At 58.8% G+C, this 23,305-nt stretch carries 20 protein-coding genes and 1 tRNA gene; 11 read left to right on the top strand and 10 right to left on the bottom strand.

What is annotated here, in order from left to right; translation table 11 throughout:
• Positions 1-5: 5 nt before the first annotated feature.
• The gene (locus CUJ91_RS00560) at positions 6-869 is read right to left on the bottom strand and encodes a patatin-like phospholipase family protein (protein ID WP_107709121.1); all 864 of its coding nucleotides are present in this window, start codon (positions 867-869) and stop codon (positions 6-8) included.
• 42 nt (positions 870-911) lie between these two features.
• Positions 912-1,316: a PaaI family thioesterase gene (locus CUJ91_RS00555; RefSeq protein WP_029969424.1), complete on the bottom strand. Its 405-nt coding sequence runs from the start codon at positions 1,314-1,316 to the stop codon at positions 912-914.
• A gap of 203 nt (positions 1,317-1,519) precedes the next feature.
• Here CUJ91_RS00555 and CUJ91_RS00550 point away from each other — a divergent pair.
• Positions 1,520-1,595, top strand: a tRNA-Lys gene (locus CUJ91_RS00550).
• A gap of 254 nt (positions 1,596-1,849) precedes the next feature.
• On the opposite strand, the gene CUJ91_RS00545 is transcribed toward CUJ91_RS00550, so the two are convergent.
• The 4 genes from CUJ91_RS00545 to CUJ91_RS00530 are packed head-to-tail and all read right to left on the bottom strand — an operon-like array spanning position 1,850 to position 7,754.
• Positions 1,850-3,073: a PD-(D/E)XK nuclease domain-containing protein gene (locus tag CUJ91_RS00545; protein WP_153067606.1), complete on the bottom strand. Its 1,224-nt coding sequence runs from the start codon at positions 3,071-3,073 to the stop codon at positions 1,850-1,852.
• Positions 3,061-5,364: an argonaute/piwi family protein gene (locus CUJ91_RS00540; RefSeq protein ID WP_114155678.1), complete on the bottom strand. Its 2,304-nt coding sequence runs from the start codon at positions 5,362-5,364 to the stop codon at positions 3,061-3,063. Before CUJ91_RS00540 ends, CUJ91_RS00545 begins: the two co-directional genes overlap by 13 nt.
• A gap of 15 nt (positions 5,365-5,379) precedes the next feature.
• A complete protein-coding gene (locus CUJ91_RS00535) occupies positions 5,380-6,486 on the bottom strand; it encodes a hypothetical protein (protein ID WP_114155677.1) in 1,107 nt (368 codons plus the stop codon).
• A complete protein-coding gene (locus CUJ91_RS00530; RefSeq protein ID WP_114155676.1) occupies positions 6,483-7,754 on the bottom strand; it encodes a hypothetical protein in 1,272 nt (423 codons plus the stop codon). The genes CUJ91_RS00535 and CUJ91_RS00530 overlap by 4 nt, the downstream gene beginning before the upstream one ends.
• A 661-nt stretch (positions 7,755-8,415) precedes the next feature.
• On the opposite strand from CUJ91_RS00530, the gene CUJ91_RS00520 reads away from it, so the two are divergent.
• Complete coding sequence (locus CUJ91_RS00520) at positions 8,416-9,402, top strand: ATPase (RefSeq protein ID WP_114155674.1); 987 nt, start codon at positions 8,416-8,418, stop codon at positions 9,400-9,402.
• Positions 9,403-9,516: 114 nt separating this feature from the next.
• On the opposite strand, the gene CUJ91_RS00515 is transcribed toward CUJ91_RS00520, so the two are convergent.
• From CUJ91_RS00515 to CUJ91_RS00505, 3 genes are read right to left on the bottom strand one after another with little or no spacing between them, the layout of a single operon-like run.
• Entirely contained in the window at positions 9,517-10,656 is a 1,140-nt protein-coding gene (locus CUJ91_RS00515) for a phosphoribosyltransferase (protein ID WP_114155673.1), read from the bottom strand.
• 54 nt (positions 10,657-10,710) lie between these two features.
• Positions 10,711-12,528 carry a DNA-processing protein DprA gene (locus CUJ91_RS00510; RefSeq protein WP_114155672.1) on the bottom strand — a complete coding sequence of 606 codons (1,818 nt, stop codon included), beginning with the start codon at positions 12,526-12,528 and terminating at the stop codon, positions 10,711-10,713.
• Entirely contained in the window at positions 12,525-13,766 is a 1,242-nt protein-coding gene (locus tag CUJ91_RS00505) for an NIF family HAD-type phosphatase (RefSeq protein WP_114155671.1), read from the bottom strand. Before CUJ91_RS00505 ends, CUJ91_RS00510 begins: the two co-directional genes overlap by 4 nt.
• A 590-nt stretch (positions 13,767-14,356) precedes the next feature.
• On the opposite strand from CUJ91_RS00505, the gene CUJ91_RS00500 reads away from it, so the two are divergent.
• The 7 genes from CUJ91_RS00500 (at position 14,357) to CUJ91_RS00470 (ending at position 19,652) form a co-directional block, all read left to right on the top strand.
• On the top strand, positions 14,357-14,845 hold the full coding sequence (locus CUJ91_RS00500) for a hypothetical protein (protein WP_208716143.1): 489 nt from the start codon (positions 14,357-14,359) through the stop codon (positions 14,843-14,845).
• 102 nt (positions 14,846-14,947) lie between these two features.
• Entirely contained in the window at positions 14,948-15,913 is a 966-nt protein-coding gene (locus CUJ91_RS00495) for a DUF932 domain-containing protein (protein WP_114155670.1), read from the top strand.
• Positions 15,914-15,985: 72 nt separating this feature from the next.
• Positions 15,986-16,981 (top strand): YqaJ viral recombinase family nuclease, encoded by a 996-nt coding sequence (locus CUJ91_RS00490; protein ID WP_114155669.1) that lies wholly within the window; start codon positions 15,986-15,988, stop codon positions 16,979-16,981.
• Between the two features lie 68 nt (positions 16,982-17,049).
• Positions 17,050-17,964 carry a recombination directionality factor gene (locus CUJ91_RS00485; protein ID WP_114155668.1) on the top strand — a complete coding sequence of 305 codons (915 nt, stop codon included), beginning with the start codon at positions 17,050-17,052 and terminating at the stop codon, positions 17,962-17,964.
• On the top strand, positions 17,961-18,887 hold the full coding sequence (locus CUJ91_RS00480; RefSeq protein ID WP_114155667.1) for a hypothetical protein: 927 nt from the start codon (positions 17,961-17,963) through the stop codon (positions 18,885-18,887). Before CUJ91_RS00485 ends, CUJ91_RS00480 begins: the two co-directional genes overlap by 4 nt.
• Before the next feature lie 100 nt (positions 18,888-18,987).
• Positions 18,988-19,374: a hypothetical protein gene (locus CUJ91_RS00475; protein ID WP_114155666.1), complete on the top strand. Its 387-nt coding sequence runs from the start codon at positions 18,988-18,990 to the stop codon at positions 19,372-19,374.
• Entirely contained in the window at positions 19,371-19,652 is a 282-nt protein-coding gene (locus CUJ91_RS00470; RefSeq protein ID WP_114155665.1) for a hypothetical protein, read from the top strand. The genes CUJ91_RS00475 and CUJ91_RS00470 overlap by 4 nt, the downstream gene beginning before the upstream one ends.
• A 333-nt stretch (positions 19,653-19,985) precedes the next feature.
• On the opposite strand, the gene CUJ91_RS00465 is transcribed toward CUJ91_RS00470, so the two are convergent.
• Positions 19,986-20,354, bottom strand: coding sequence for a helix-turn-helix domain-containing protein (locus CUJ91_RS00465; protein ID WP_114155664.1), 369 nt, complete (start codon positions 20,352-20,354; stop codon positions 19,986-19,988).
• A 236-nt stretch (positions 20,355-20,590) separates the two neighbouring features.
• Between CUJ91_RS00465 and CUJ91_RS00460 the strand changes: the two genes are divergently transcribed.
• Positions 20,591-22,312: a hypothetical protein gene (locus tag CUJ91_RS00460; protein ID WP_153067605.1), complete on the top strand. Its 1,722-nt coding sequence runs from the start codon at positions 20,591-20,593 to the stop codon at positions 22,310-22,312.
• 178 nt (positions 22,313-22,490) lie between these two features.
• Positions 22,491-23,189: a hypothetical protein gene (locus CUJ91_RS00455; protein ID WP_153067604.1), complete on the top strand. Its 699-nt coding sequence runs from the start codon at positions 22,491-22,493 to the stop codon at positions 23,187-23,189.
• Positions 23,190-23,305: the final 116 nt, after the last annotated feature.

The raw sequence follows: 23,305 nt of genomic DNA, 5'->3' as shown, positions 1-23,305 counted from the left end.
CTGCGTCAGGCGGCAAACTCCAGCAGGTCGGGCATGCGTTCGAGGAAGGTCTCGCCGTCCGCGCGGCCGAGGTTGTACGCATGCACCATCTGCGAGGGGCTCGTGTAATCCCAGCTCGAGATCGGCACTTTGCGCGACGGCTGCACATACAGGCGCTGCTGCACGCCGTGCGGCACGACGAACATCTGCGGCCGCGGATAAAGGCGCGTCACCATGACGAGCACGTTGCCGGGCGCATCGGCGTCGAGCGCGCCGACCGGCACGTTGTCGACCATGCCGCCGTCGAGCACCGGGCGGCCGTTGCGCCGCAAGACCGGCGTGAAAGGCGGCGTGCTCGACGATTGCAGAATCAGATCGGCGAGATCTTCGACGGTCGCGCAGTCCTGCGCACGCACGAATTCCGGATGAAAACCGAGTGTCTGACCGAGCGTCGGGTGCAAGGTCTTGCGCACATATTTTTCGATGTTGTACGCGATGAGTCCGGCCGCGACTGCGCTGCGCGCACCGAGCCAGCGCGGCAAATGTGAAACGCCGATGCGAATCTCGGGCGCATCGGCAAGCGACGAAAACTTCTCACCGTAGATGTCGAGCAATGCCTGACGATAGATGCGGTAATGCGGAAACACCGACTGACCGCGCAGCAGGTTGCCCCAATAGGCGTTGCGCGAATTGTGGCGCAGCGCGTCTTCGTAATAGCGCATGACCCACTCGGAATCGCGCGTGTAGAGCATGCAAGCGGTGGCCGCGCCCGCCGAAATGCCCGTGATGACGCGTGGACGGATGCGCAGTTCCGGTTGCACGACGTCCCAGAAACCCGCCTGCCACCAGCAGCGATTGCCGCCGCCGGCGAATACGACCTGATCGAACATCTTATTTCCTGGTGCCTTGTCTTATGATGCGCGCCGCTTTGCTTATTCGAGCAGCGCGTACGTCGTGGTCGCGTGGACGGCCATGTTGCCGGTCTCGTCGAACAGCTCGACTTCGCCGAAAACGAGGTTGCGGCCGAGGCGCAGCACGCGCGCGGTGACGAGCACGTCGCCCTTGCGCACGGCGCGCATGAAGCTGATGTTGAGCGACACCGTGGTCATCGGCTTGAAGCCGCCTAATGCCGCGGAAATCGCCACGATCATCGCTGTATCGGCGGCGGCCATGAACACCTGGCCGCAAATCACGCCGCCTGAATGCCGCAGCGCGCCGGCGAAAGGCAGGCGCAGCGTGGCGCCTTCCGCATCGGCTTTGACGGGCGTGAGCGCCAGTTCGCGGACCCACGGCGCGAGGATGCGGTCGAGCAGCTCGATAGTCTCTTTGTCGTCCATGGCGATTCCCGTCGAAGGCTGCGCGGAGCGTGAGCGGCAAGTGTCCGCGAGTCCGCGACATGATACCGGGATGCCCGGCGCAGCGCCTTTTCGGAGGCAGCGCTTTCGTTGAGGGATGACTCGAAGTGGGAGCGGTTTTTTTAAGAAATCTGCTAAGGGGGCTTGGCAAGCCCAAAAACATCCTGCATAATTTCGCTTCTGTTGGGGCGTTAGCTCAGTTGGTAGAGCAGCGGACTCTTAATCCGTAGGTCGAGTGTTCGAGTCACTCACGCCCCACCAAAGAATTCAATCACTTAGCCCGGTTCTCGCGACCGGGCTTTTTGCTTTTCAGCTTCCGTGTAGGCACCATGTAGGCATTCTTGGTCAGCATCAATCAACCTCGATGCATCTGACCCACAAAAGGCTACCAAAGGTTCGTCGGCGGATTCTACGTAATAGCCGGCCTCTCACCACGCTCACCTGCCACACGCGCTTCGGGTTTGCGCTTGACACTCACAAGTTGCGGTGAGGGGCGGTCAATTCGGATTGCTTCGTCAGACGCCTTCGGGTGCAATTGGTATTGCGCGGTCCATTTTTTGAGGCCGAGGAAGGATGATCGCGTCTGTTACGCCCCGGATGCGCATCAAGCCCTGACGAAACTCGGCATGCTCCTCGGTGCGCGCGCCGTCATCCCAGACGAAGGCGATAATCTCGGTGTAGCCGCTGCCTTCCTGCAAATAGGTACTGGCATCAGCGGCCACCTCTTGAATGAGGTCGCTAAAGGACTTTCCACCCTTGCGGGCGAACTTCACTTCAATAATCACCCGGAGCGACGGGATGGCGAGATCGGCGCGAGGGTGGTGATGGCCTAGAGATTTCAGCCACTCCTCATCGTCAAGATCTGGGAATTGAGGAGCTAGGACGACCCAGAGCATGTCCTGAACGTGATACTCATTGTCTATAATCCAACGTGCGGTGGCCGAGCGAGGCGTGCGCGGCTTTGATTCCCACACCCATCTGCGCATCGAGCGAGCCAAGCCGCTTAGCACGTTGGCAACATCGGAGACGGAACTGCTGCCCGTCCGAAGCGTCGACGACTCCCTGACCAAGAAGCCAAGTGCTGCAGCTTGAGCAGCGGCGCGGCTCATGCCGTCGTCGGAGCCGGTTAATCCTGCAATCAGACTCCAAGCCGACGCGCGCGCGGACTGGTCCGCCGAAAGCATGCCCCTCGCAGCCAAGGCGATCCGCAAATCTGGGACAACCTTGCCCATCGCGTAGCAGTCTCCGAGCACTTCAGCAGATGCGGCAATTAGAGATTCATTCCAGTCCACGAGACGACGCTGTTGCAGTGACTGCGACAGAAGGTTCTTGAGCCATGCTATTGCCTGCGCCGCGTCGGCACCGAATTCCGAGGTCGCACGCAGACCAATCGCGACGCCGAGCAGAGCAAGCCCATTCACTTCGAAACCAGCCGCCCGACCAGCGACGAAATATTGGCGCCGGCGGAGCCAAGCAACACCGCTTATGAAGGGGGATACATACGCCGAATCCACGCTAATGGCATATCCCAATAATGAAACGACGTTTGATTGTTGTTGATCTGCTAGGCCGACCGCGTCACCAGCTAAAGATTTGAGAAGGGTCAATTGAACCGGCAAGTCCTGTTGGACCCAAGCAGCGAAGCCGCGTGCCTGCTGCGGCTGGCTGGCATCGTCTGCCGCCGCACGAGCCAAGGTCCTTCGCAACGACCAATGATCGAGTTCTGTTAAAGAAACCATCGTGTTCTACTCACCGGACCAAGCATTGTGTCAGGGTCCCAGTCGGGAACATTGCGCAAGCCACTCAGCAGTCTCGCCATCAACTCCGAATAGTGAATGGTGATGGGAAGTGGGGCCGGCGTGAACATTCGCCAACTGTGGCACGAAAAGTCGAAGGCCTGGCGGGTCAGATACGTCATGTCTTGGAACGTCGACTGACGGTGCAGGCGCAAAAGAGTCGGCAAAGGATGGCCGTCACGGGCCTGTTTAAGATCACGGCCTCCGGTGAAAAACAATAGCGTTTCCCGGTCGCTGATCTGAATCGAGAGTCCACGCTCCGGGGCAAGAACACCCTTCATTCCATCTCGACTGCGTATCCCTTTACTTGCTTCGTCGAAGATCGTGAAGGGATGCTGGTCGACGATATGAAGGAACGCGTACTTCACCTGCGTCAGGCCAAGCTGCTGTACAACATGCCCGACCGCCTCTGCCTCGCTGTCAGCCATTTCCTTGAATACGTGAAAGATCAAACGCACGTCGTCTGAACTGCGCCAGCCGTCGGCGTCGCGAACCTTCGTTATCGAACGCTTCAGCGAATCCAGCAATGCAGATGTGTAGCTGTCGTAGTCGACCGCTGCTGTCATGTCATCAAGCAAATAGTTGCCGTCGCTGCTGAACACAGTGGTCAGGCCAACAACTCGTTTCTTCTGTGCAAGCCGGTCTGTGGCCAGATCCTGCGATCCGATACCGATCACAAGTTCGTGCGCACCTCTTGGCTGAGACTTTAATAACCAAGGGATGCCACCAATTTTTGCGTAGGTCGCGACGCTCATGTTGTTCAATGCGAACACCAGCTGCTGGTTCGAAAAGTTCATCGTCTCGACGGTGATCTCCTGAACCGGGACCCGATGCTTAAGGAAGATGGCCTTTGTAGCGTAATACGGATTCAGCTCATCGCGCAGGCTTTTGAAATCTTGATCAATCTGGACGATCGCCAGATTCCATTCGAAACCGCCATTCGTGGCTGCGGCGATGGCTTCTCTGCAAGCCGCCGCGTAGTCGCTGGTGTTTGGTCCACGCGCGGTGAAGACTGTTATCTTGGCCGACTCCAACATATAGCGGCGCACGAATCCCTTCGCATATGGAGTCCGAGCCCATTCGCCATTACCCGTTTGGACGTCGGGTAGGCCGTCGAGAAACTTGGCGAGAAAGGCATCAACCTGCCCTTCATAGTGCGCTTGGCATACAACAGCTATACGCAACTGCTTCGGCGTGAAGCTGCGCCGATCGTATGGCCCATGTTGATCCAGACCGCGCTCATTCCAGCGATCGGTCCGAGTGCCGTCGGGATCGAATACCAGAAGCGGCTTCTGAATGGCTTCGGTTCTTTGACGCCAGGTATTGGCCGTCTGCGAGATCATCTGCCCGATTTCGAGAGTGACGCCCGGCGCCAGTTCAAGATCAAGCCCGCGCAGATAGTCAAACGTCCGACAAACCAGTTCTAGCCGCTGAGGTCCTGACAAATGATGCGCTGCCGAGGCGTCGGCCTGCTCGATAGCTCGTTGGGCGCGGCCCTTTAGCAGGCGTTCGATGACCCAATTGACGTTTTCTTTCCTCGGCTCAAGGAAAGCATCTTGTATCGCGATCGATTCGAGCCTGTCCCTGGCATCATCAAGGATCAGATTTCCGCCGTCGACACGCGCAACGCGCCCGACAAGCCTGACAGATTCAACCAACCGGGGGTCGTCATTGGCATGCTTTCGCGCAACATATCGGCCGACCAACGGGATGTCGTGCTCAAGTAGTACGCGACAGTCCGCATCGATAATGTTGCGCGTCCGGGTACTACAAACGATAACCGTCTGAGGCTTGGTCCCAAGTGCCCATAGGGTGCGAGTATCAAAGTCGAGAACGATGCGCCGTTGCAACCATACGGGCAACCCTGAGTCGTTTGGCAGCAGATTTCCCGGACGCTGTGACAGCACCCTCAGCGGGTGAGTTGCACGGAGAATTGTCCGACCAAGGCGTAAGAAAGTTCGAAGAAGAGATTCGAGCGCGAGAGGAGCAACTAGGCCGTGTGCCTTCGAAAGGTCAAATTCGTCGATCTGGTCGCCCAAGCTTGGCAGCCCCGAATCGAGCGCCACAGAGAGAATGCTATTTCCATCGACACCGCCTCGCCGGAAGAAGTATTGCCCACTGCATTCACGACGAAGTCTGGCAAGTGTTTCCTTGTCATAAGGTTGCACTCCAACCGACAGGCGGCTTCCTTCCGCTGGCCGGATGCGCGCCGCATTGAACACGAGCTTCGTCATTTTTGAGTCAACCCTTTATACCTCGTCCGTATCTGCATGATGAGCCTCTGAGTTCAGATCTCCCGTAGAGGCGTTCGATTCAAGCACTTCCGCAAGCTGCGTGCGGTCGAGTTCGAAGAAGTCCATGACCGCTCCGCAGAACGAGCGCGCCTCTGTGCTTAAGGAGGAGTAGGCAGGGAGATAGCGAAGATGAGCAGCCATCTCTAGATTTCTGGCCGCATCAAAAAGACTCCCGCTGCTTCCCATTTTTAAGGCGACCTCTGCGATCACGTCGCCGAGGAAGGCCTCCGTATCGCTCGCGATCTTCTCGCGCAACTGGTTAGCCTGTGCCGCCCCGTTGGGAAGGTACTGACGTGCCACCTGTAACGCGAGGTCGAGCCTGCGCTTCGTTTCGGCATGATCCGAACCGTAGCGTACGGCGTCTTCAACCTCTTGCTGCTGTCGGTCTGTCGCCTGGTAGGCCGTCTGCGCAACGACGTAGTCAAGCCCTATGGCTGCGGCAGAGACCGACAGGTAGAACGCTCGAGTTGCGAGTTGGCTCGCCGGCGAGGCCGACGCCGTCGTCAATATCTGATCGGCAAAATATCCCGCGCTACGAAGCCCGACGTTTGCGCTACTGCCACCGAAAGTCGTCAGCAGAGCGGCGAGCGTATCGTGCAAATGCGTTCTCCACCTTTTGCTGTCTCTGTTGCGATCAGTCTCGCCGACAAGCTTGCTCAATTCTTCACGAGTCAATCTCTGGGAAACAGCGGTTTCGTCGATAGCCACGGTCTGCAGGTCCACGACGTTGATCCGCAAGCGCTTTGCTAGTCGTCGCGTGGCCTCGCGGATGCCTGCTGAAGCCACATAGGCTCCATCGACTCCCAGTGCGTCTCTTGCGCCAGAGGTCCAAAAAAGGCGCTCGACAAGCTTCGGCCTTGCCTTGTTCTTTGAATCAACTATGAAACGACGGCGTTCCGCGCCAGCTCCGCGTTCGTACAGCCATACATCGACATCGGTGATGTCCTCCTCGTCGTGCCGAAATGGCAATCCGCGGAGCGCGAAGAAGCCCATGCTGCGGAAGTGTGCGGCAAGCCCTTCCTCAGCGCGTCCACCTTTGTCGGTCGCAACTGCCTTGCTCATGCGCCCCCCTGTTCACGGAGCGTCTGCAAAATGTCGCCCGTATGCTTCCTGCTAGGCCTATTTTGGTTACGTCTGAAGGTGGCCCGAGATTCTTCAGGGCCGATATAGCCTGACATAGCCGCAGACGGGATGGAACCGAGCACCTGATCACTAGCACCGCCCTGCAGCAATACCTGTTGAGCGATTTCGCCAATGTCCCGCTTGCGGAGCTTCATGAAGAACATGCCCCGTGCAGCAGGACGAAGACTGATAACCCGCCGCAATTCGAGCACCTTGTAGTCTTGACCAATTGCGGTCGCCGGTCCAACCTCGTAACCCTGTACTAGCTTGCTCAACAGAACGGATGGCTGCATGATGCGGCCACGTCCCGGATTGCTTTTCGCGATGCCATAGGTGAGCGCGGCTACGAGCGCCTTGGCCAGATCAAACGCGTCGTCTACCATCGGATCGACAAACTTGTGGAACGCAGCCGGCGCGGTGACGAAAGCGTGCTCACCCTGGTCATTCGACACCATATTCACATCGTAAAAGCCCGCGGCCATGAGCTTGTCGAATAAGGACTCGGTCAGAGCCCTCTTCACTTCGTCACGATCGATACAGCCGCTTTCCGACAAACGCACGGTGATCTGGTTGATTCGATCGCGCTCACTTGTCGAGAGGCTGTCAAGGACGTGTTTGGACTTCACGACACTGTTCCGCCGGAACAGATTGCCGTTGAACAGTAAGCGGTCAGTTCCGTCTTGCTCGACATCAATGAAGCCGATCTCGGCCGAACGCCGTAGCAATTCGTCCACGTCGCCGAGAGACATTGAAAACTGCTCCGATAAGCGCTTTCGTTCGCGCACTTGCAGCCGCGGCGTCATGGATGCTTCTTCGGCCAAGTCAACGGCCGCGCGCTCTTCGGTAGTCGGTCCGAGGGACTCAAAAATCGCGGCGGACTCTTGGAGGACCTTTCGTGAACTCAATCCCAAAATCGAGACGGCGCCCGCCGAAGTAACATCGATCAGCTGACGGGATTTCAACATCGCCAGATAGCCGCTCAACTCAGTTTTCGGATTTAGGCTCGCAGCTTGTGCGAGCGCTGAGACTTCCTTGGCAGAAAGGTCCGCTTTGTCCGACGATGCCATGCCAGCCAGCAGAAGACTACCCTTGGCGGCGCCGTCAATCGCCGAAAATTCGGCAGGCCCCCGCTGGTCGCTCTGAAGTTTCCGACCGTGATGTACCACCCAGGCACCCAATGTTTCAGGCTTGAGCCGGTTCTGCGTCATCAACATCCTCCTTTCGAAGCGAACCTTTCACGTGGCTATGAATAAGGCCGTCCACAGACGGCGCGCTGTTTCATAACCATCCAAGTTCATGCGGCATGCATACACAGGACCGTAGTGGACATCGGCCGCGAAAGGATTCAAAGGATGGTTGCCCAATCAAGCAGCGGCATTGCTGTGCAAAAAGGCGAAGCCCCGAATAGTGGTCTCTCTCGATTTTGATGTCTCTGTGCTCGTGTTCAGCGAGTCGGCAGATCATATTCCAATATATATCTTACATGCCAGTTAAGACTGCTGTATCACCCTTTACGTTTGCCCGCTTCGGGAAAAGACGACGATCGCTTCATCCATTCTGGCCTCTCGCTTTATGGCAATGGGATACGTGTGCCGACGCTCACAGAGCGAGGAACATTTCCAAATTTTCAGACGCAAGATCGCGAACATCTTCACATTCCAAGTCCTCTTGAGGCCGCATGCACGCACCGACCAGCAAACATCGTCCGCAGGCGTTCCGTTCCCGATCCGCCGCTTCATCACCTCGCCGAAGACGATGTCGTGCAATTACGACGTAAAGTCATCCGGTTAACAGGAGGCATACACGACATGGTAGGATTTTTCTCGCTATCTCAATTCAGTCCCTGATCCATCTCCGAATGGTTAGTCTATGAGAATTACGCGTGCCTATTGCATTGATCTTGATGAGGTCGTAACCATTGATGCTGCGCGTCGGGAATTTCTCTCGATTGAGCCCACACCCGAGCGGTTCCGATTTCTCTGCTCAGATGAGGCTTGTCGCAAGGCAGGCGTCGCAGTGACCGGCGTGGCTTTCACATTCAATGCCGAAGAGGGTTCCAGGCATGTCGCCGCGCACTTTCGCGCGCATAACCCCGAAAAGCATCTTCCGGACTGCGAGTGGCGCAAGGCCGCCAAGGGCGATGCATCGGACAAGCCGCTACCGGGGGAAACGGACGAGGAGGCGCGCCAACGTATCGTACGGCGCAAGCTGACTGATTTCGTATTGTCGTTCGACCCGACTGATCGGGAAGAAGGTAATGGGAAGCCTGGATTGCACGTCGGAGATAAGGGAGGCGATGGCGAAGCCGCTAGCGGCGAGCATCACCGCCCAACACGGCCGCGCACTGAAGACCCACCTGGAGGGCACGCGAGTACGCGTAGCCTCGAGCGCTTGGTCGAAACCTACCGAGAAGCGCGCACAAACCTCAGTGACGAAGAGTTCCGTGCGTTGGCGTTGCGCGTGAAGAAGGTCGGCATGCTCTCGCTCGGCGAATACTTTCAGCCACTCACGCGGTGTTCGGAAGCAACCGCGGATCGGATCATCTACGGCGGCGCGACGCTTTCCGACCGATACCCGAAAGACGGCGGCAGAGGTTTCAAGCTGAAGTTCTACGACAAGATCGATAACCTGCCGGTCTATCTTTACGTGAGTCAAGCCGACGTTGATGCTTATCGACATCGTGGGTACCTTTGCCGGATCATAGACAAAATCCCCGCGCATCGATTCTTGCGGGTGTTCGCGAACGGCTTGATTCGGCGGTCTCCGAGCGGCAAGTCGTATAGCGTTGAACTCTCCCACCCTCGCCATCTCGCACTGGTACTAGCCGAGCCGAAGGACAATGGAAGGCCAGGGTGAAAGAGTGACTCCTAGGAGTTGCGCGCGCTCTGCTGGCGCGGAGCGAGCGCCGATCGCGAGCTCGCAGTCTCCCCAGAAGGACCGACGAACGCTCCGCCTTTGAACTGCAGAAGTTTACGGAATTAGCGAATGAAGCACCTGCTGGCTAACAGGATTGGTGGTCCCCGTCAACCAGCCCGACGACGCGACGGTAAAACCTCCGGCGACTACCGGAGCATAGGGATCGGTTAGGATATCGATTTCGTAGTGTCGAAGTTGATTACCAAATTTGCCTAGTGCGATACCCGTGACGTTCGCAGCACCTGCTTTTCGAAGGAACGCCGCAGCTACGCCGAATGACACACCGTAGGTGGTGCAGTCATCGACCACTACCACGTGTTTGCCAATAAGCCGGTTGCTCTCCTGGTAGTACGGATTAAGGTGCAACGTCAATAGCTGACCTGTCGGGTCAGTGCGATCTCCCGCGCCGCCTGCAGATCGCTTAACTGACGGTGAGTGCCGAATGAATAGTGGTTCGCCTCGTTTAGAAAAGCGAACCCGTGAGACAGTGGTCCGCAATCGATGCGTAAAATCGGACAAAGTATCTGCGTCGCTGTTATCGCTGCTCGACGATGGGTACACGCCCCACACTAACCCCGGTATTGAATCGGTACCATCGATCAGCAGCGATCGAGCAGTAATGGCCAAAAGAGCGTTTAGCCGCCCGCCTCCATTCTTCACCGTGTTGGTTAATCGTCGCGCAATATCCTGCTGCGTTGTAGATTTTCCATACCCCGACAAATCAGACAACGCGCGCACTCGGTAGTGTGGCGCATCACCCGCAAACCACCAATGCCCTTGCCAGCCAGCCGTTAGATCGATGATCTCATTGAACTCGACCGCGTTGTCGACGCGTATGCCCAGCGCCTCAACCTGTCTGGCGCCGGACCAACCAGCAGCAACAAGCAACGCATGGCCATTTTTCCCCATCTGAACATCTTCATCCTTGGCCGCAAGGACGAGAACGTCAAATGGATTCAGCCCGAATTTGCTCGCGTTCTGCGAGACGACCTCGCCAGATTGACGCCCCGGATTTTGCAAGAACTGCACACCGCTTGTGCCGAAAGCTCCCTGGAACCATGCCGGTTGAGCATGGTTAGAAATGAGCCCCACGGCATTACCCAAGGCCTTAACGTTAGTCAACACCTGAACGAGCTGCGGGTCCGGTACACCGCCGCGAAGAACTGCATCTGGTGAAGTCATTATGATCAGCATTCTCTGTCTCTGGTCTGTTATTTGGACTCACCAGGAGTCAGCAGTCTAAATGCGTCATCGCGCAACGTGCGGCGAGTCGTCATAGAGCATCCGCGCAATAAATTCATTGAATGAGCACACCAGATCGTCGAAGCTAACGTCGATTTTGGTACCTGAGAACGACTCCTCATTCTCAGGGCGAAATGGGCTATTGGGCTCAACATCTAACACGATAGATTCAGGACACGATGCGAGCACCTCGTTCAAAGCTTCACGAAGAGGCAGCTCCTTATGGCTTTGCCACCCGTTATGCATACGCAGACTCAATTGTTTTCCCGACACACATTCGACGGAATTATCGTCTAACGCACGACACGCTTGCAAGGTGACGTTGCCGCGATTTAGCACGCTTAAGATATCGACGGCACGCTTCATTTGCCCTAACGCGTCCTCAATGGAAAACCTCAGGAACAAAAAACCTTCCACGCTTTTCGGCACATCAACATGACGCATCTGGTTGAGCGCCTCTAGTCGCGTCTGAACATAGCGCAACCGCGCGACCAAGATGTCGTCGTTATGAACAAGAGAATCCTTGCCTTCGGGCCACCTCGAGTTTCGCAATGGCATCTGCGGAATTTCTAGGCTAACGGACGGTGCTCCGTCGACCGCAACATGACAGCGAATGACCATATCCGAAATGGTCTCATGAGGAAGTGGCGCAGAAGGTATCGTCATCTCCTCCTTCGCATACTGGGTCGCAACGGGCACAGTAACCACTTCCTTCGCACTGTTCGCATCACGTGACGGCAATCTGAGGGGGCCGTCTTCTGCCTCACTCCCCGCAGCCTCGGTTTTTTCCACATCCACGCCGACACCCTCGTTGTATAAAAACTCCAAGGCGATCGGGTCATGGGGCTCGCGTGCCAACAATACGTCGGATGCTTTACTTCCGGTCGGGTCGATCATTCGCAGATAATCCTCGCGACCACGCAAGATCATGATTCGTGGCAGGGCGCTCGAAGAGCAACGCAGCAGATCAGCTCTCTCCGCATCGGTACCTTCAGCAATAAGCAGATTCGCCTGCACTTTTGGCTCAGCGTTCTCTAGATCCTTGTCCGTAGGGTACGGAACAGCGAGCCATCGCCCATAATCCAAGGAGGCACGCGACGCGTGCAAGCTTCCACCTTTGACGTCTGACTGAATCATCACTACACCCTGCGCCATCCCTGCTTGTGTACGATCTCGCTTGACGTACTGCTGGCTCTGGACGTTCTGACCAAAAGGGTATTCACTAACAAGCGCGCCGCCAGAAGCGAGAATATCTTGCGCCAGCTTCTTATGTCGCGTCGGCGCGATCATGTGCAATCCATGCGCTAAGACAGCCACGGTATGTGCACCCACATCCAATGCCATCTGATGCGCAACAGCGTCGCAACCGATTGCCAGACCACTGACAATGCTCCAGTCATGCTCGGCGAAGAACTGCGTAATCCGCTTGGCGATCAATCTTCCGTGTGCTGTCGGCTCGCGGGTCCCGATGATGGCAACTGACTGTTCCGGATTGCTTGCGAGTGTCCCCTGAACGTAGAGGATGAATGGATCATCCTTCGTGGCAGCCAACAGGTTCGGATATTCAGAGTCCAGTGGAGACAAGATACGGGCACGATGCTTCTCCGCATCGTCAATCTGTCTTTCGGCCGCTTCCTGGGCGGTTTGCCAATCACCCCCGTTGGCTAACGCACGCGAGATCTGTGGGACCTCACTTGCCCACTCCTCAATCGCCTTGTCGACAAAACCTCGGATAGATGATGCCTTTTTAAGAGCAACAGGCCCGACGCCTTTCAGCATTGACAGGGAAAGCAGCAACCGCGTCGGTGTTGAGATAGCGTTCATAAAACATCGCCTATATTCTTGGCCATCGACAGGCATTTGACCTCGCCAGCGCCTGAGGCTTTCAGGTATTTTGCTGCATAGATCAACGAAGCACCCGTCGTTGTAACGTCGTCAATAACCAGAAAGGACGTGCCCGCCTTCACCACGTCTGGAAGCTGTACGAACAGATGGTCGCGCACATTGATGAAGCGTGCATCCCGTTTCAAATGGTCATTGTGTTGAGATTGCACCCCAGACTTGTACGCCAACAGCCCGGGTTGGCAGGTGACCACGCGATCCTCGATAGGACTCTCCAAGATCGATTGAGCCAGTTGCTTGAGCAGATTCTCCAAGCGCGCCTTTCTTCCTGGTCTATGAGGTACTACGGTCACCACTAAGTTTACCGCCGCAAAGAAAGAGAAGTACTGGTCCTCGATGAAATGACGGATAGCTTTAATCCACTCCTCAGGAAAGGTATCCGAGTCCTTGTTCTCCTCTATCGATTCCGTAAGACCGTGCCACTGTTTTCTGTAACGTAGAGATTCGTAGTTGGCAAACGATCTACCGCAAACATAAATCGGATAGGGAGTCTTGTCTCCATCCGCCGCCTTGGCGACAAAGTGATTGATCTTGTCAAATCGCGCCCGCCCCACCGGAGCAGCCCCAACCAGCAGGCGCTCGAGTTCCGGAAGGAACCGGCCTGAATCTGCCAGTACGTCAAGAATCTCGTCAGGCGACGAGATCACCGCATCCGGCACATGCTCCAGAGCGCCCCAGTGCTCGTATCCCCGCTTTGACGGCCACGCTCCTTTGTCGAGCGCCACAAGACACCCACAATTGTACGCCGCGCGCACATCTGCATCGCTATCTCCCACCAAGATCACCCTATCGAGATACTCGACGCCAAACTGCTTCATAGCCAGATCAATGCCGTCACCATGAGGCTTGGTTGGCTTAACGTCTTCGTAGGCCACAACGATGTCCCATTTAAAGCCTGGATATGCCCAATCAAGCACCGTCTGCGCATAGCTGCGCGGTGACCGCGTAAAAACTCCCAAGTTTAGCTTGGGGAAATCTAAGCGGATTTTGTTCAGAATGTCCGCGCTATAGATGCGCCGGTCATCCCTGTCGGCAAGGTCCGCCTTCAACCTCTTTAAGCGAGCTGAATCAGCGTTGTTCTTGCAAGCTACGCGCAGATCGACCAGATCGTCCGTGTGGACGAGGGTTTCATCTAAGTCAAAGAGACAAATTTCAAACATGCCATCCCCGATACAGTTCTTGTTCGACCGATCTTCAACCCAGTGGGGCGCCCATATAGTTAGCGCTTTGTCGGCGCAGTGGCCTCGTGCAGGACGTACCAAACTGTCATCACCTCGCCCGTGCGGTGAATCTACTATCCTGCCAGACTTCCGGTGCCAGCGCGGGCGACCTGATCGAAAGCTGCTCCCAGTGCATCTTGAAAGTACTGATGCCGGAGCTTTGCCCGCTCGGCCGCAATGGTCTGAAAGCCTAGGACGTCGGCATGGTTCGCTCCGCGCGGAACAGACCCGACCCTAACAGGGTCCCCCCCGCTAGTGCCGCAGCCGCTGGTAACATAGCAGACTGCCATTGTCCACACCCGATTCAAATTTCTTTCAGCCCTATATCACTAGCCTGAGCACCGGCAGCAGTCTGCCGCTCCGCCGCTGCGACTGCGCACGGCGAACCCACCTCAGGAGTCCGGTGATGCTTCCCACCTCACCCCTCGATTATCTGGTCGCATTTGTGATCTGCTTCGCTCTCGGCGCGTTGTGGACAATGTGCGTCGGTTGCTACGCCAGTCACGTCCGGCGAAAGGCGACGGCCTGCCATGCCTGACCGTCGCCTGCCTTATCCGCCGTTCGACGATGACGACGAAGACGAATGGCTGGCCGAACAGTTGCGCCTGCACGAGCGCGAGTCCACGCAGACATCGTCCCGTCCGTCCGACCAGCAACTGCCTGGCTACCGCCCCGACACGGGCGACGTGATCTACACCTGTCCGGCCTGCGAATCGTCCCGCACTGAGCCACGCCACATCGCCCGACGCATCGGCGGCGCGATCGGCGCGACTGCCGGCGGCACAAGCGCAGCCGCCGCGGCACTATCCGGTGCAGAGGTCGGCGCGGTGGCCGGCGCGCTCGGCGGCCCATTCGGCGTGCTGTGCGGCAGCATCGCCGGCGCAATCATCGCGGGCCTGGCCGGCGCGGCTGCTGGCTGCGCGACCGGCGCAGCACTTGGCGAAACCATCGACCGGAAAGTGCTCGACAACTGGCATTGCCGAGCATGCGGACGTACCTTCTCGACCGGGTCGAACTGATCCGGTTTCCGGTTTCCGCTTTTCTCCTTCCCTGATCTTCCCTGTTGTTTCCACCGATGCCCGGCCGTGTGCCGGGCTTTATGCACTTGTCTGAGGTTTTAAATGCATCTGGTTCAATCGATGGCCTATGTTGGCGACACCCCTTGGCACGGTCTTGGCAATCAGCTTTCCCCGAAACAGCCGATCGAGACCTGGCAGAAACAGGCCGGCATGGACTGGACGATCGAATCGTCCGATGTCCGCTTCATCGCCGGACAAGCCGGTTCCGGCCTCGGCTCGATCCATGCTTTTCCCGAACAGCGCGTGCTCTACCGCTCGGATACAAAGGCCCCGCTGTCCGTTGTCTCGTCGCGTTATCAGGTCGTGCAACCGCGCGAAATCCTGGAGTTCTACCGCGACCTCACCGAAGTCGGTGGCTTCGAGCTGGAAACTGCGGGCGTACTTCGCAATGGTAAAAAACTCTGGGCTTTGGCCCGTACCGGTCAGTCCGTCTCGCTCAAGGGACGCGACGAGGTGAATGGTTACCTGCTGCTCGCCACAGCCTGCGACGGCACGCTCGCGACCACCGCCCAGTTCACATCGGTGCGTGTCGTGTGCAACAACACGCTGCAGATCGCGGTGGGCGATTCCGCAGGCAGCGTGAAGGTGCCGCACCGCTCCCGGTTCGACGCACAGGCCGTCAAGCGACAACTCGGCATCGCAATCGCGTCCTGGGACGGTTTCATGGTGCGCATGAAAGCGCTGGCGGATCGAAAGGTAAATGACACGGCTGCGGAGGCGTTCTTCCATCGCGTGCTGACGTATCCGGCCAGTTCCAGTGTCCCGATGCCGACCACCAACGATAGCGCAATCAGGGCCGTGCAGTCGCTGTACACCGGTCGCGGCAAGGGCGCGACGCTCGCCTCGGCAGCCGGTACCGCTTGGGGTCTCGTCAATTCGATCACGGAATTTGTCGATCACCAGCGCCGTGCGCGCAGTGAGGATCACCGGCGCGACGCGGCCTGGTTTGGCGCCGGTGCCGCGATCAAGCAGCGCGCGTGGGACGAGGCGATGAAGCTGGTTGCCTGAGTTCATGTCCATGACGTCATACGGCCCGGCCGGGATATTCCCGCCGGGCCTTCTGCTTTCTGGAGGTTACAAATGGCTTTGCCTGAATCGGCCAGGCGCGGTCGGCCTCGGCCTGCGCTGCGGCTCGTCGACACGAAATCGCTTTCGCGCGAAGACTGGCTATCGGTAAGGAAGAACGGAATCGGCGGCTCGGACGCGGCGGCTGCCGTGGGACTGTCGCCGTACATGAGTCCACTCGAACTGTGGCTCATTAAGACCAACCGAGAGGCGAATTTGCCGAAGCCGGACGCGAATGATACGGCCGAGCCCGTGTACTGGGGCACGCTGCTCGAGCCCATCGTGGCTGCGTCGTACACGAAGCAGACCGGCAATCGTGTCCGGCGTGTCAATGCCGTGCTCCAGCATCCGACGATACCGTTCATGCTCGCCAATATCGATCGTGAAGTCGTGGGCAACCGCGACGTGCAACTGCTCGAATGCAAGACGGCGGGCGAGTTCGGCACGCGGCTCTGGCGTGACGGCGTGCCCGAGTACGTGCAGCTTCAGGTTCAGCACCAGCTCGCGGTCACGGGCAGGCAGGCGGCCGATGTAGCCGTGCTGCTCTGCGGCCAGAAGCTCGAGGTGCATCAGGTGGTGCGTGACGACGCGCTGATCGCACGACTGATCGAACTCGAAGCGGCATTCTGGCGCTATGTCGAAACCGATACGCCGCCACCCGCCGATGGCTCGGACTCGGCGGAGCGCGCACTGCGCTGCCTGTACCCGGGTGCCGGCGGCACAGTCGATTTCACGGGCGACAGGTCGCTCTCGTCCGCCTTCGCCGATCTGGTCGCCGTGCGCGCAAAGATCGAGAGCCACCAGTCGATCGAATCAAAGCTGAAGCAGACCATCCAGCAGGCGATGGGCGAGGCCGACCGGGCCGAGTTCGAAACGGGTTCGGTGTCGTTCAGACGCAGCCGGGACAGCGCCGGCATCGACCTGCAACGGCTACTGGCTGATCACCCCGACCTTGCCGCGCAGTACGCCATCACGAAACCCGGTTCACGCCGGTTTCTTGTGAACACCTGAATTCCTGCCGGTCCTGCCTCTCCCTCTCCCGCTTCACGCCCCACTGTTTATGTATATAGGAGAAGTCCATGCTTAAAGGCTTAAGCATTACTCCGCCCGTCATCGGGCGGATTTCCATTGGTCGCATCGTCGAGAAGAACGGCAAGCGACTGCCCGAAAAAGACGACCAGTTCACCGTCACGACGCAGATCCAGAACCGCGACGGATGGATGCTGCATCCGCTCAACGAATCGCTGCGCAAGGCGACTACCGGCAAGCTGCGCGCGATCCCCGTCCGATTCCTTTTCAATGATCCGGACCTGAACCTGCGCGCCGAGTATTCGTGCTTCGACCGCGAGACCGGAAGGCCTGTATGCGTCGGAAATGGCGAAACCTGCCGCCGCGCCACGGACGCCGGTATCGAGGAACTGCCGTGCCCGTCGCCGGATGGCTGCATGTTTGGTCAGGGCGGCGCCTGCAAGCCCTACGGCCGACTCAATGTGCTGATCGGCGACGAAGACGAGATGGGGTCGTTCATCTTCCGCACCACCTCGTACAACTCGATCCGCACACTCGCCGCGCGCCTGCATTACTTCGCCGCAGTGTCGGGCAACCTGCTCGCCTGCCTGCCGCTGGAACTGAAGCTGCGTGGCAAGTCCACGACCCAGAGCTACCGTTCGGCCATCTACTACGTCGATCTGGGCGTGCGCGCGAGCAGCTCGCTCGAAGCGGCAATTATCGAGGCGCGCGAACTGGATGCGCGACGTCGCGCGGCCGGGTTCGATCAGGTCGCGCTGGATGCCGCTGCACGCGCCGGCTTTAGTAACGGTGCATTCGAGGACAGCATCGAGGACGTCGCCGCTGTCGCGGACGAGTTCTATCCGGCTCGGTCCGATGACGGTGACGGTAACACCCATGCCGACGCTGGCGGAACGCCTGACGCTGCCAGTCTGAAGGACCGGCTCGATCAGCGCGCGGCGCTGCTCGGCGGGAAGGCCGCATGATCCGTCGTCCGGCACGCGCTCTGGCCGTCGCGGCAACCACCACGGCCGTCTGCATGTCGGTCATTGCCGGCTGGCAACGCGGCGGGTGGCTGTCGGAGCGACTGGTGTGGGTCGCGGTGAGCGTCGTGCTGATCGGCGGCGCTCATCTGCTGCCCGCGCTATGGAGGTCCGCGCCGCTCGCGGTGCGCGGTATCGGCGTCGTGCTGTGGCTCGGGTGTATGGCCGCCGCATCGTGGGGACACGCGACGTACTTTCTGCTGTCGCAATCGCATGCGGGCGAGGTCCGGGTATCGGCCATGCCGGTCGTCAGCGTTCCCGCCCACCGGGCGCTGACGGCCGTGATGGCGGAGCGGGCATCGGTCGCGGTCGACAAGGCTGTCGCCGATGCCCGACACTGCATTCGCGACTGTCCGGCGCTACGGGTACGGCGAACTTCGCTGGCCACCCGGCTCGATGCACTCGACGCCGAAGCGGCTGACGTGCGGCGGTATCAGGTCGTCGAAGATAGTAACGCCGTGCGTCGTGACTCTGCACGTGACGATCCGGTCACGGCACGGCTTGCTGCGCTGCTGGGCGTAATGGATACGAGACTCGATCTGTTCACCGGTCTCGCGTTCGCGACCGTGCTCGAAGGCACGGCCTGCCTGCTGTGGTGGATTGCGCTGCTGCCGCCGGACACATCGGCCGTCATGGATCGTCACGAACGAGTATCCGCAGTTACCGCCGATGTACCTGTCGTGACGCCAGTTGAAGTGCCGACCATTCCTGCGATGGCCGAACCCGAAACCGAAGTCATGAAGCTGCGCCGCGACATCGAGGCCGGGCTCGTGCGCCCGACCGTCGCCGGCATCCGCCAGCACCTCGGCTGCTCGCAGGCGAAAGCCGCCGCGCTGCGCAGGCAGGTCATCGAGCCGGCGGCATAAACCGGGCGCGTCCTGCGCCCGTTCTCCCTTCCCTCACATTCTGCGATCACGCATCCGGTTCCTCCGGAGGCCCGTGCTCGTCCTGATTCTGGAGCCATCCATGAGCAATACAATCCGTCTCAAACCGCTGTTTCATCCGGGCCGGCTGCTGGTCACGCCCGAAGCCCTGGAAAAACTACGTGCCAACCAGATTCCCGTCATCAGCGTCATGCTGCGGCACATCGCCGGCGACTGGGGCATCGTGTCCGACGACGACCGTGCGCAGAACGACCTGTCGATCGCGGCCGGCCTGCGCCTGCTGTCGGTCTATCCGCTACCGGACGGCGCCCGCATCACTGTGGTTACCGAGTGGGATCGCTCGAACACCACCATCGAACTGATCGGGCAGCTGGTTTCCTGCAGTGCACCGCAGCGGCCCCCCGCTACTATTCATGCCTGTTACCCGCGATGGCCGACGATCAACTATCCGGTCAGGAGGTGCGCGTGAGCAACCGCCCGCGTTTCCGGATGGGCCACCCCGTCATTACCCCGGCCGCTCAGTCCGTGCTGGAACAGGCCGGGATTTCGCCGACCGTCCTGCTGGAACGGCATCTCCGTGGGGACTGGGGCGAGCTGGATATTGCCGACATCGCCAGCAACGAGCTGGCCCTGCTGATCCACAGACGCCTGCTGTCGAGCTATCTGATACCGGGCGGCGGCAGGATCTGGGTCATCACCGAGGCCGATCGCTCATTAACGACGATCCTACTACCGAGCGATTATTGACGGGAAAGCCGCCGTCTCACGTCCAAATTGCACACGGAGGCCCCGTAGTCGTCGGTTGCACCCTTCATCGGATGCAGTTGACGCGCTAAACGCAGTTTGCGCCACACTCGTCCACTTCCTCGGTCACTTTGGGGGCGATGTGAGCGATGGAGCGGCGAAACTGGCAGCGCGACGAGCGCGCGCCTCAGGCGCTTACATGCCGCCAAAGCAGAGTTGGTCGAGCGTGCGAAACATCCGGCTGTACATCACATGCGAGCCGGCGACAGTTTTTGTTGTATTGCCAGCGAAGCCGAGCCGGCTGGAGCGATCCCTGTACAGGGCGTTGGTCCATTGTTAGTGACGCCCCGTCTCCGCCTGCCGACGGGTCAAACGCGTCGATAGCCGCTCGAAGACCTCAAGCAACAGAGTTCGATCGCCCGCCGACAGCCGAGACAACAATCTGCTCAAGTGACTCGCCTGATCGCTGGACCGGCTGCTGGCTTCCGTCAGCAAGTCGGCCGCATCACACTGAAAGATGTCTGCCAACTCGAACAGGCGCACGACTGTCGGGATCACTACCCCTCGTTCCATCCGTGAGACTGCCTCCAGACCGATTCCCAGCCGTTCGGCCACCTTGTCCTGCGTAAGACCGCTAATAACACGCTGTTTCGCAATCGCCCGCCCCACCACCACTGCCAGATCTTCGGTTTTCGATTTCGGCATGCACCCTCCAAGTCACCCCGAATGGTTGGGCATCACCCGTTTGACATGAAGGGCTTTTACGGTTGATATTCAACTTTTTGAGCGAATTGCCGTTGTACAGGTAGGACTTCAGGGGCGGTGCCGTCCGCCGGGCCTCCTGACTGTCGTCCAAGGCGATCGTTCATCCGTCAAGGGAAGCGTTTCTCCGGCTGCAGTGATTGGAGTGACGCGGCCCTTTTATCTACAAGGTGGAAACAATGAAAATGAAGTTTGATCCGGGGTTTGCCAAGCACATCTTGGGCGTAGCTATTGCGGCCAGCCTCACCGCCTGCGGCGGTGGTGGAGGCGGCAGCGCCTCATCGGGAGCCACAACCACGCCGACGTCCCAGTTGTCGGGCAAGGCGATCGACGGCTACCTCGTGGGCGCGACCGTCTGTTTCGACAACGGTCAGGGTGCGTGTGACGCGTCGCTGCCTGCCGCCACGACCGATGCAAACGGCAACTACGCTCTGCCTGACACCGGTGGACTGCTCGGCAAGACGCTGCTCGTGAGCATCACGCCGCATACGAAAGACCTCTCGCGCCCGGACTATGTCTTCCCGGCTACTGTCACGCTCAGCCAGATCGTGACAGCTACGGGTTCGCAGAACATCAGCCCCTTCTCGACGCTGATCACGGCCCAGATGGAAACGGGTCTCTCCCAGCAACAGGCAACGGCGGCAGTGAGCGCAATGCTCGGCGGCATCGACCCCAACGCCGATTACATAGCATCGGGTAACGCAAAGGCGCTGTCGACGGCAACGGCAATCGTGAACAAGCTGACCTCGCTCGCGACGAATGGGGTCACCGATCCGGCAACGGTTCGCAATGCAGCGAACGCCATGGTCGCGAACAACACTACGGACGTCACGGCTGACCAGATCGCAGCGCAAGCTTCGAAGCCGGTCTACGCCGGCGTCGAAGCCTCGCAAGTACTTTCGCAAACAACCTACGCGCTCGACGGCTACCTGCCGTACTTCGCGAACTACAACAGCGCCCCGGTGAGCTCGATCGTGCAGGACGTGCGCTCGATCAGCAACGGTTCTGTCGTGACACAGCAGCAGGAGCTTTCCTCGGGCACATGGCAGCCAGTCACGAACGGCAAGTACGAGACGATGTACGGTGTGTACGAAATGAAGAGCGACGCTTCCTGGTCGAACTTCGTTCCGGTGTCGACATATCGCGCTCCACTGCCGGTAACCGTTAACGGCGCTGTGCTCTCAGGCACGGACGCAACGACTGGCATCAGCTATACGTACGAGTTCCGTCAAGCCGACCTGTCGGGTCAGACGTTGGCAACGGCTGTGCCGACGAACTACGCGATCAACAACCTGTGGCAACTGCCGCCGCTCACCACGGCCACCTTTGCAAGCGGTACGAAGACGTATCTGGGTCTGCTGTCCTACACCGCCGACCAGGTCATCCTGCCGGTGTGGACGCCTGCCTGCGACAATCCAGCAATCGTCAATGGTCAGGTTTGTGACGGTTCGCAACCGGCAGTGTTTGAAGACGGCGTCATCTCCCTCATCACGGGCGATGCAGCGACGACCTATACCTCGGTGCAGCAGGCAGTCGGTCTTTCGTTGGAAGGTCGCGCCGGTGGGTTTGGCATGACCATCACGGCCGATGGCAAGATTACCTACAGCACGTATGACCAGAACGGTACGACCGTGAACCAGGGTGGTACCTGGTCGGTCTACAGCCGCAACAGCAACGTTCTCGTGCTCGATCTCTCGAGCACTGCGCTGTCGGCTATCGGTACAGACCCGCTGCTCTCGCCGCTGAACGATGGCGCAAAGCTCGTAATCGCGCTGCGCAATGGTCATCTGCGTATGGGCTGGCTGTATCCATCGACCTACGCGCAACGCACCTATCAGTTCACGGGCGCGCTCAACGCACAACTGCTTGCAGGCGTGCAGGCAGCAACCGCACCGCAGTAAGTCATGCATAGGAAAGGAGGGGGCCCGTCCCCTCCTTTCCTGCGCTTTCTTTCATTGCCCTGATGAGGCCAAACATGATTGCCTGGCTCCCTCTTGCCATACGACACCATGGCGACGTCGATGCGGGTGGCAGCGTCCAGCTTGGGCATCGCCCATAACTCGTAAAACACGCGTCTCCATGCCTGATCCGCCACAGGAGCGATCTATTTTTCTCTATCCCATCATCATGAAACAGAACATTCGTCTCTTCGCGATTTCAGTTGCGCTTGGCGCCGCCATGACGCTCTCCGCATGCTCCAACAGCCCCTCTGAAAGCGACGCGAGAAAGGTCGTCGAAAGCACGCTTGCCGGATGCAAATACCTCGAACTCAGGGACTTTCAGAAAGTGAACGGTATTCCGGGCGAGACCGGAAACGGCTACCGGGTCGACGTCAAATACACCATCCGCCTGTCGCCGGACAGCGACATCAAGGCCAACGCGAGGCAGTGGAAGGAGGAATACGACAAGTATCAATCGCTGAAGGCTGATGCCGATGAGAAAGCGAAACAGTACTACGACCAGCAGCAGGCGTATATCGACGCCAACCCGAGCGATCCTACCGCGCGGCAAACCTTCGAGCAGCAACATCAGGACAGGTATCAGGCCATGTCGAAGGCAAAAATCGAAGAAGGCAACTTCGCCGCGCTGCTGAACAACACCGCGCCCGGTCCGTTCTTCCGGCGAACCGTCGCTCAGGCCTGTCCAGGTATTGACCTTGGGCTGCTCGGCAGCTTCTTCAACGGGAAGGACACGGACTATAGCGATGATGTCGACGTGCAGTTCACCCAGACAATTTCCATGATGAAGACCGACAACGGCTGGCAGCAGGACCGCTAATTACGCTCATCCGGCAATGGAACCTCTGGCGCTGACGTAAGGTCAGCGCCAGAGGTTCCTCAACACACCAAACCTCAATTTTTTTTGAAACGTGAATGATAAGACGCCGACCTAAG

The organism is Paraburkholderia graminis (assembly GCF_003330785.1).
In the GTDB taxonomy this organism is placed as follows: domain Bacteria; phylum Pseudomonadota; class Gammaproteobacteria; order Burkholderiales; family Burkholderiaceae; genus Paraburkholderia; species Paraburkholderia graminis.
The sequence above is the reverse complement of the archived record's forward strand: the minus strand, read 5'-3'. Positions and strand labels throughout refer to the sequence as shown.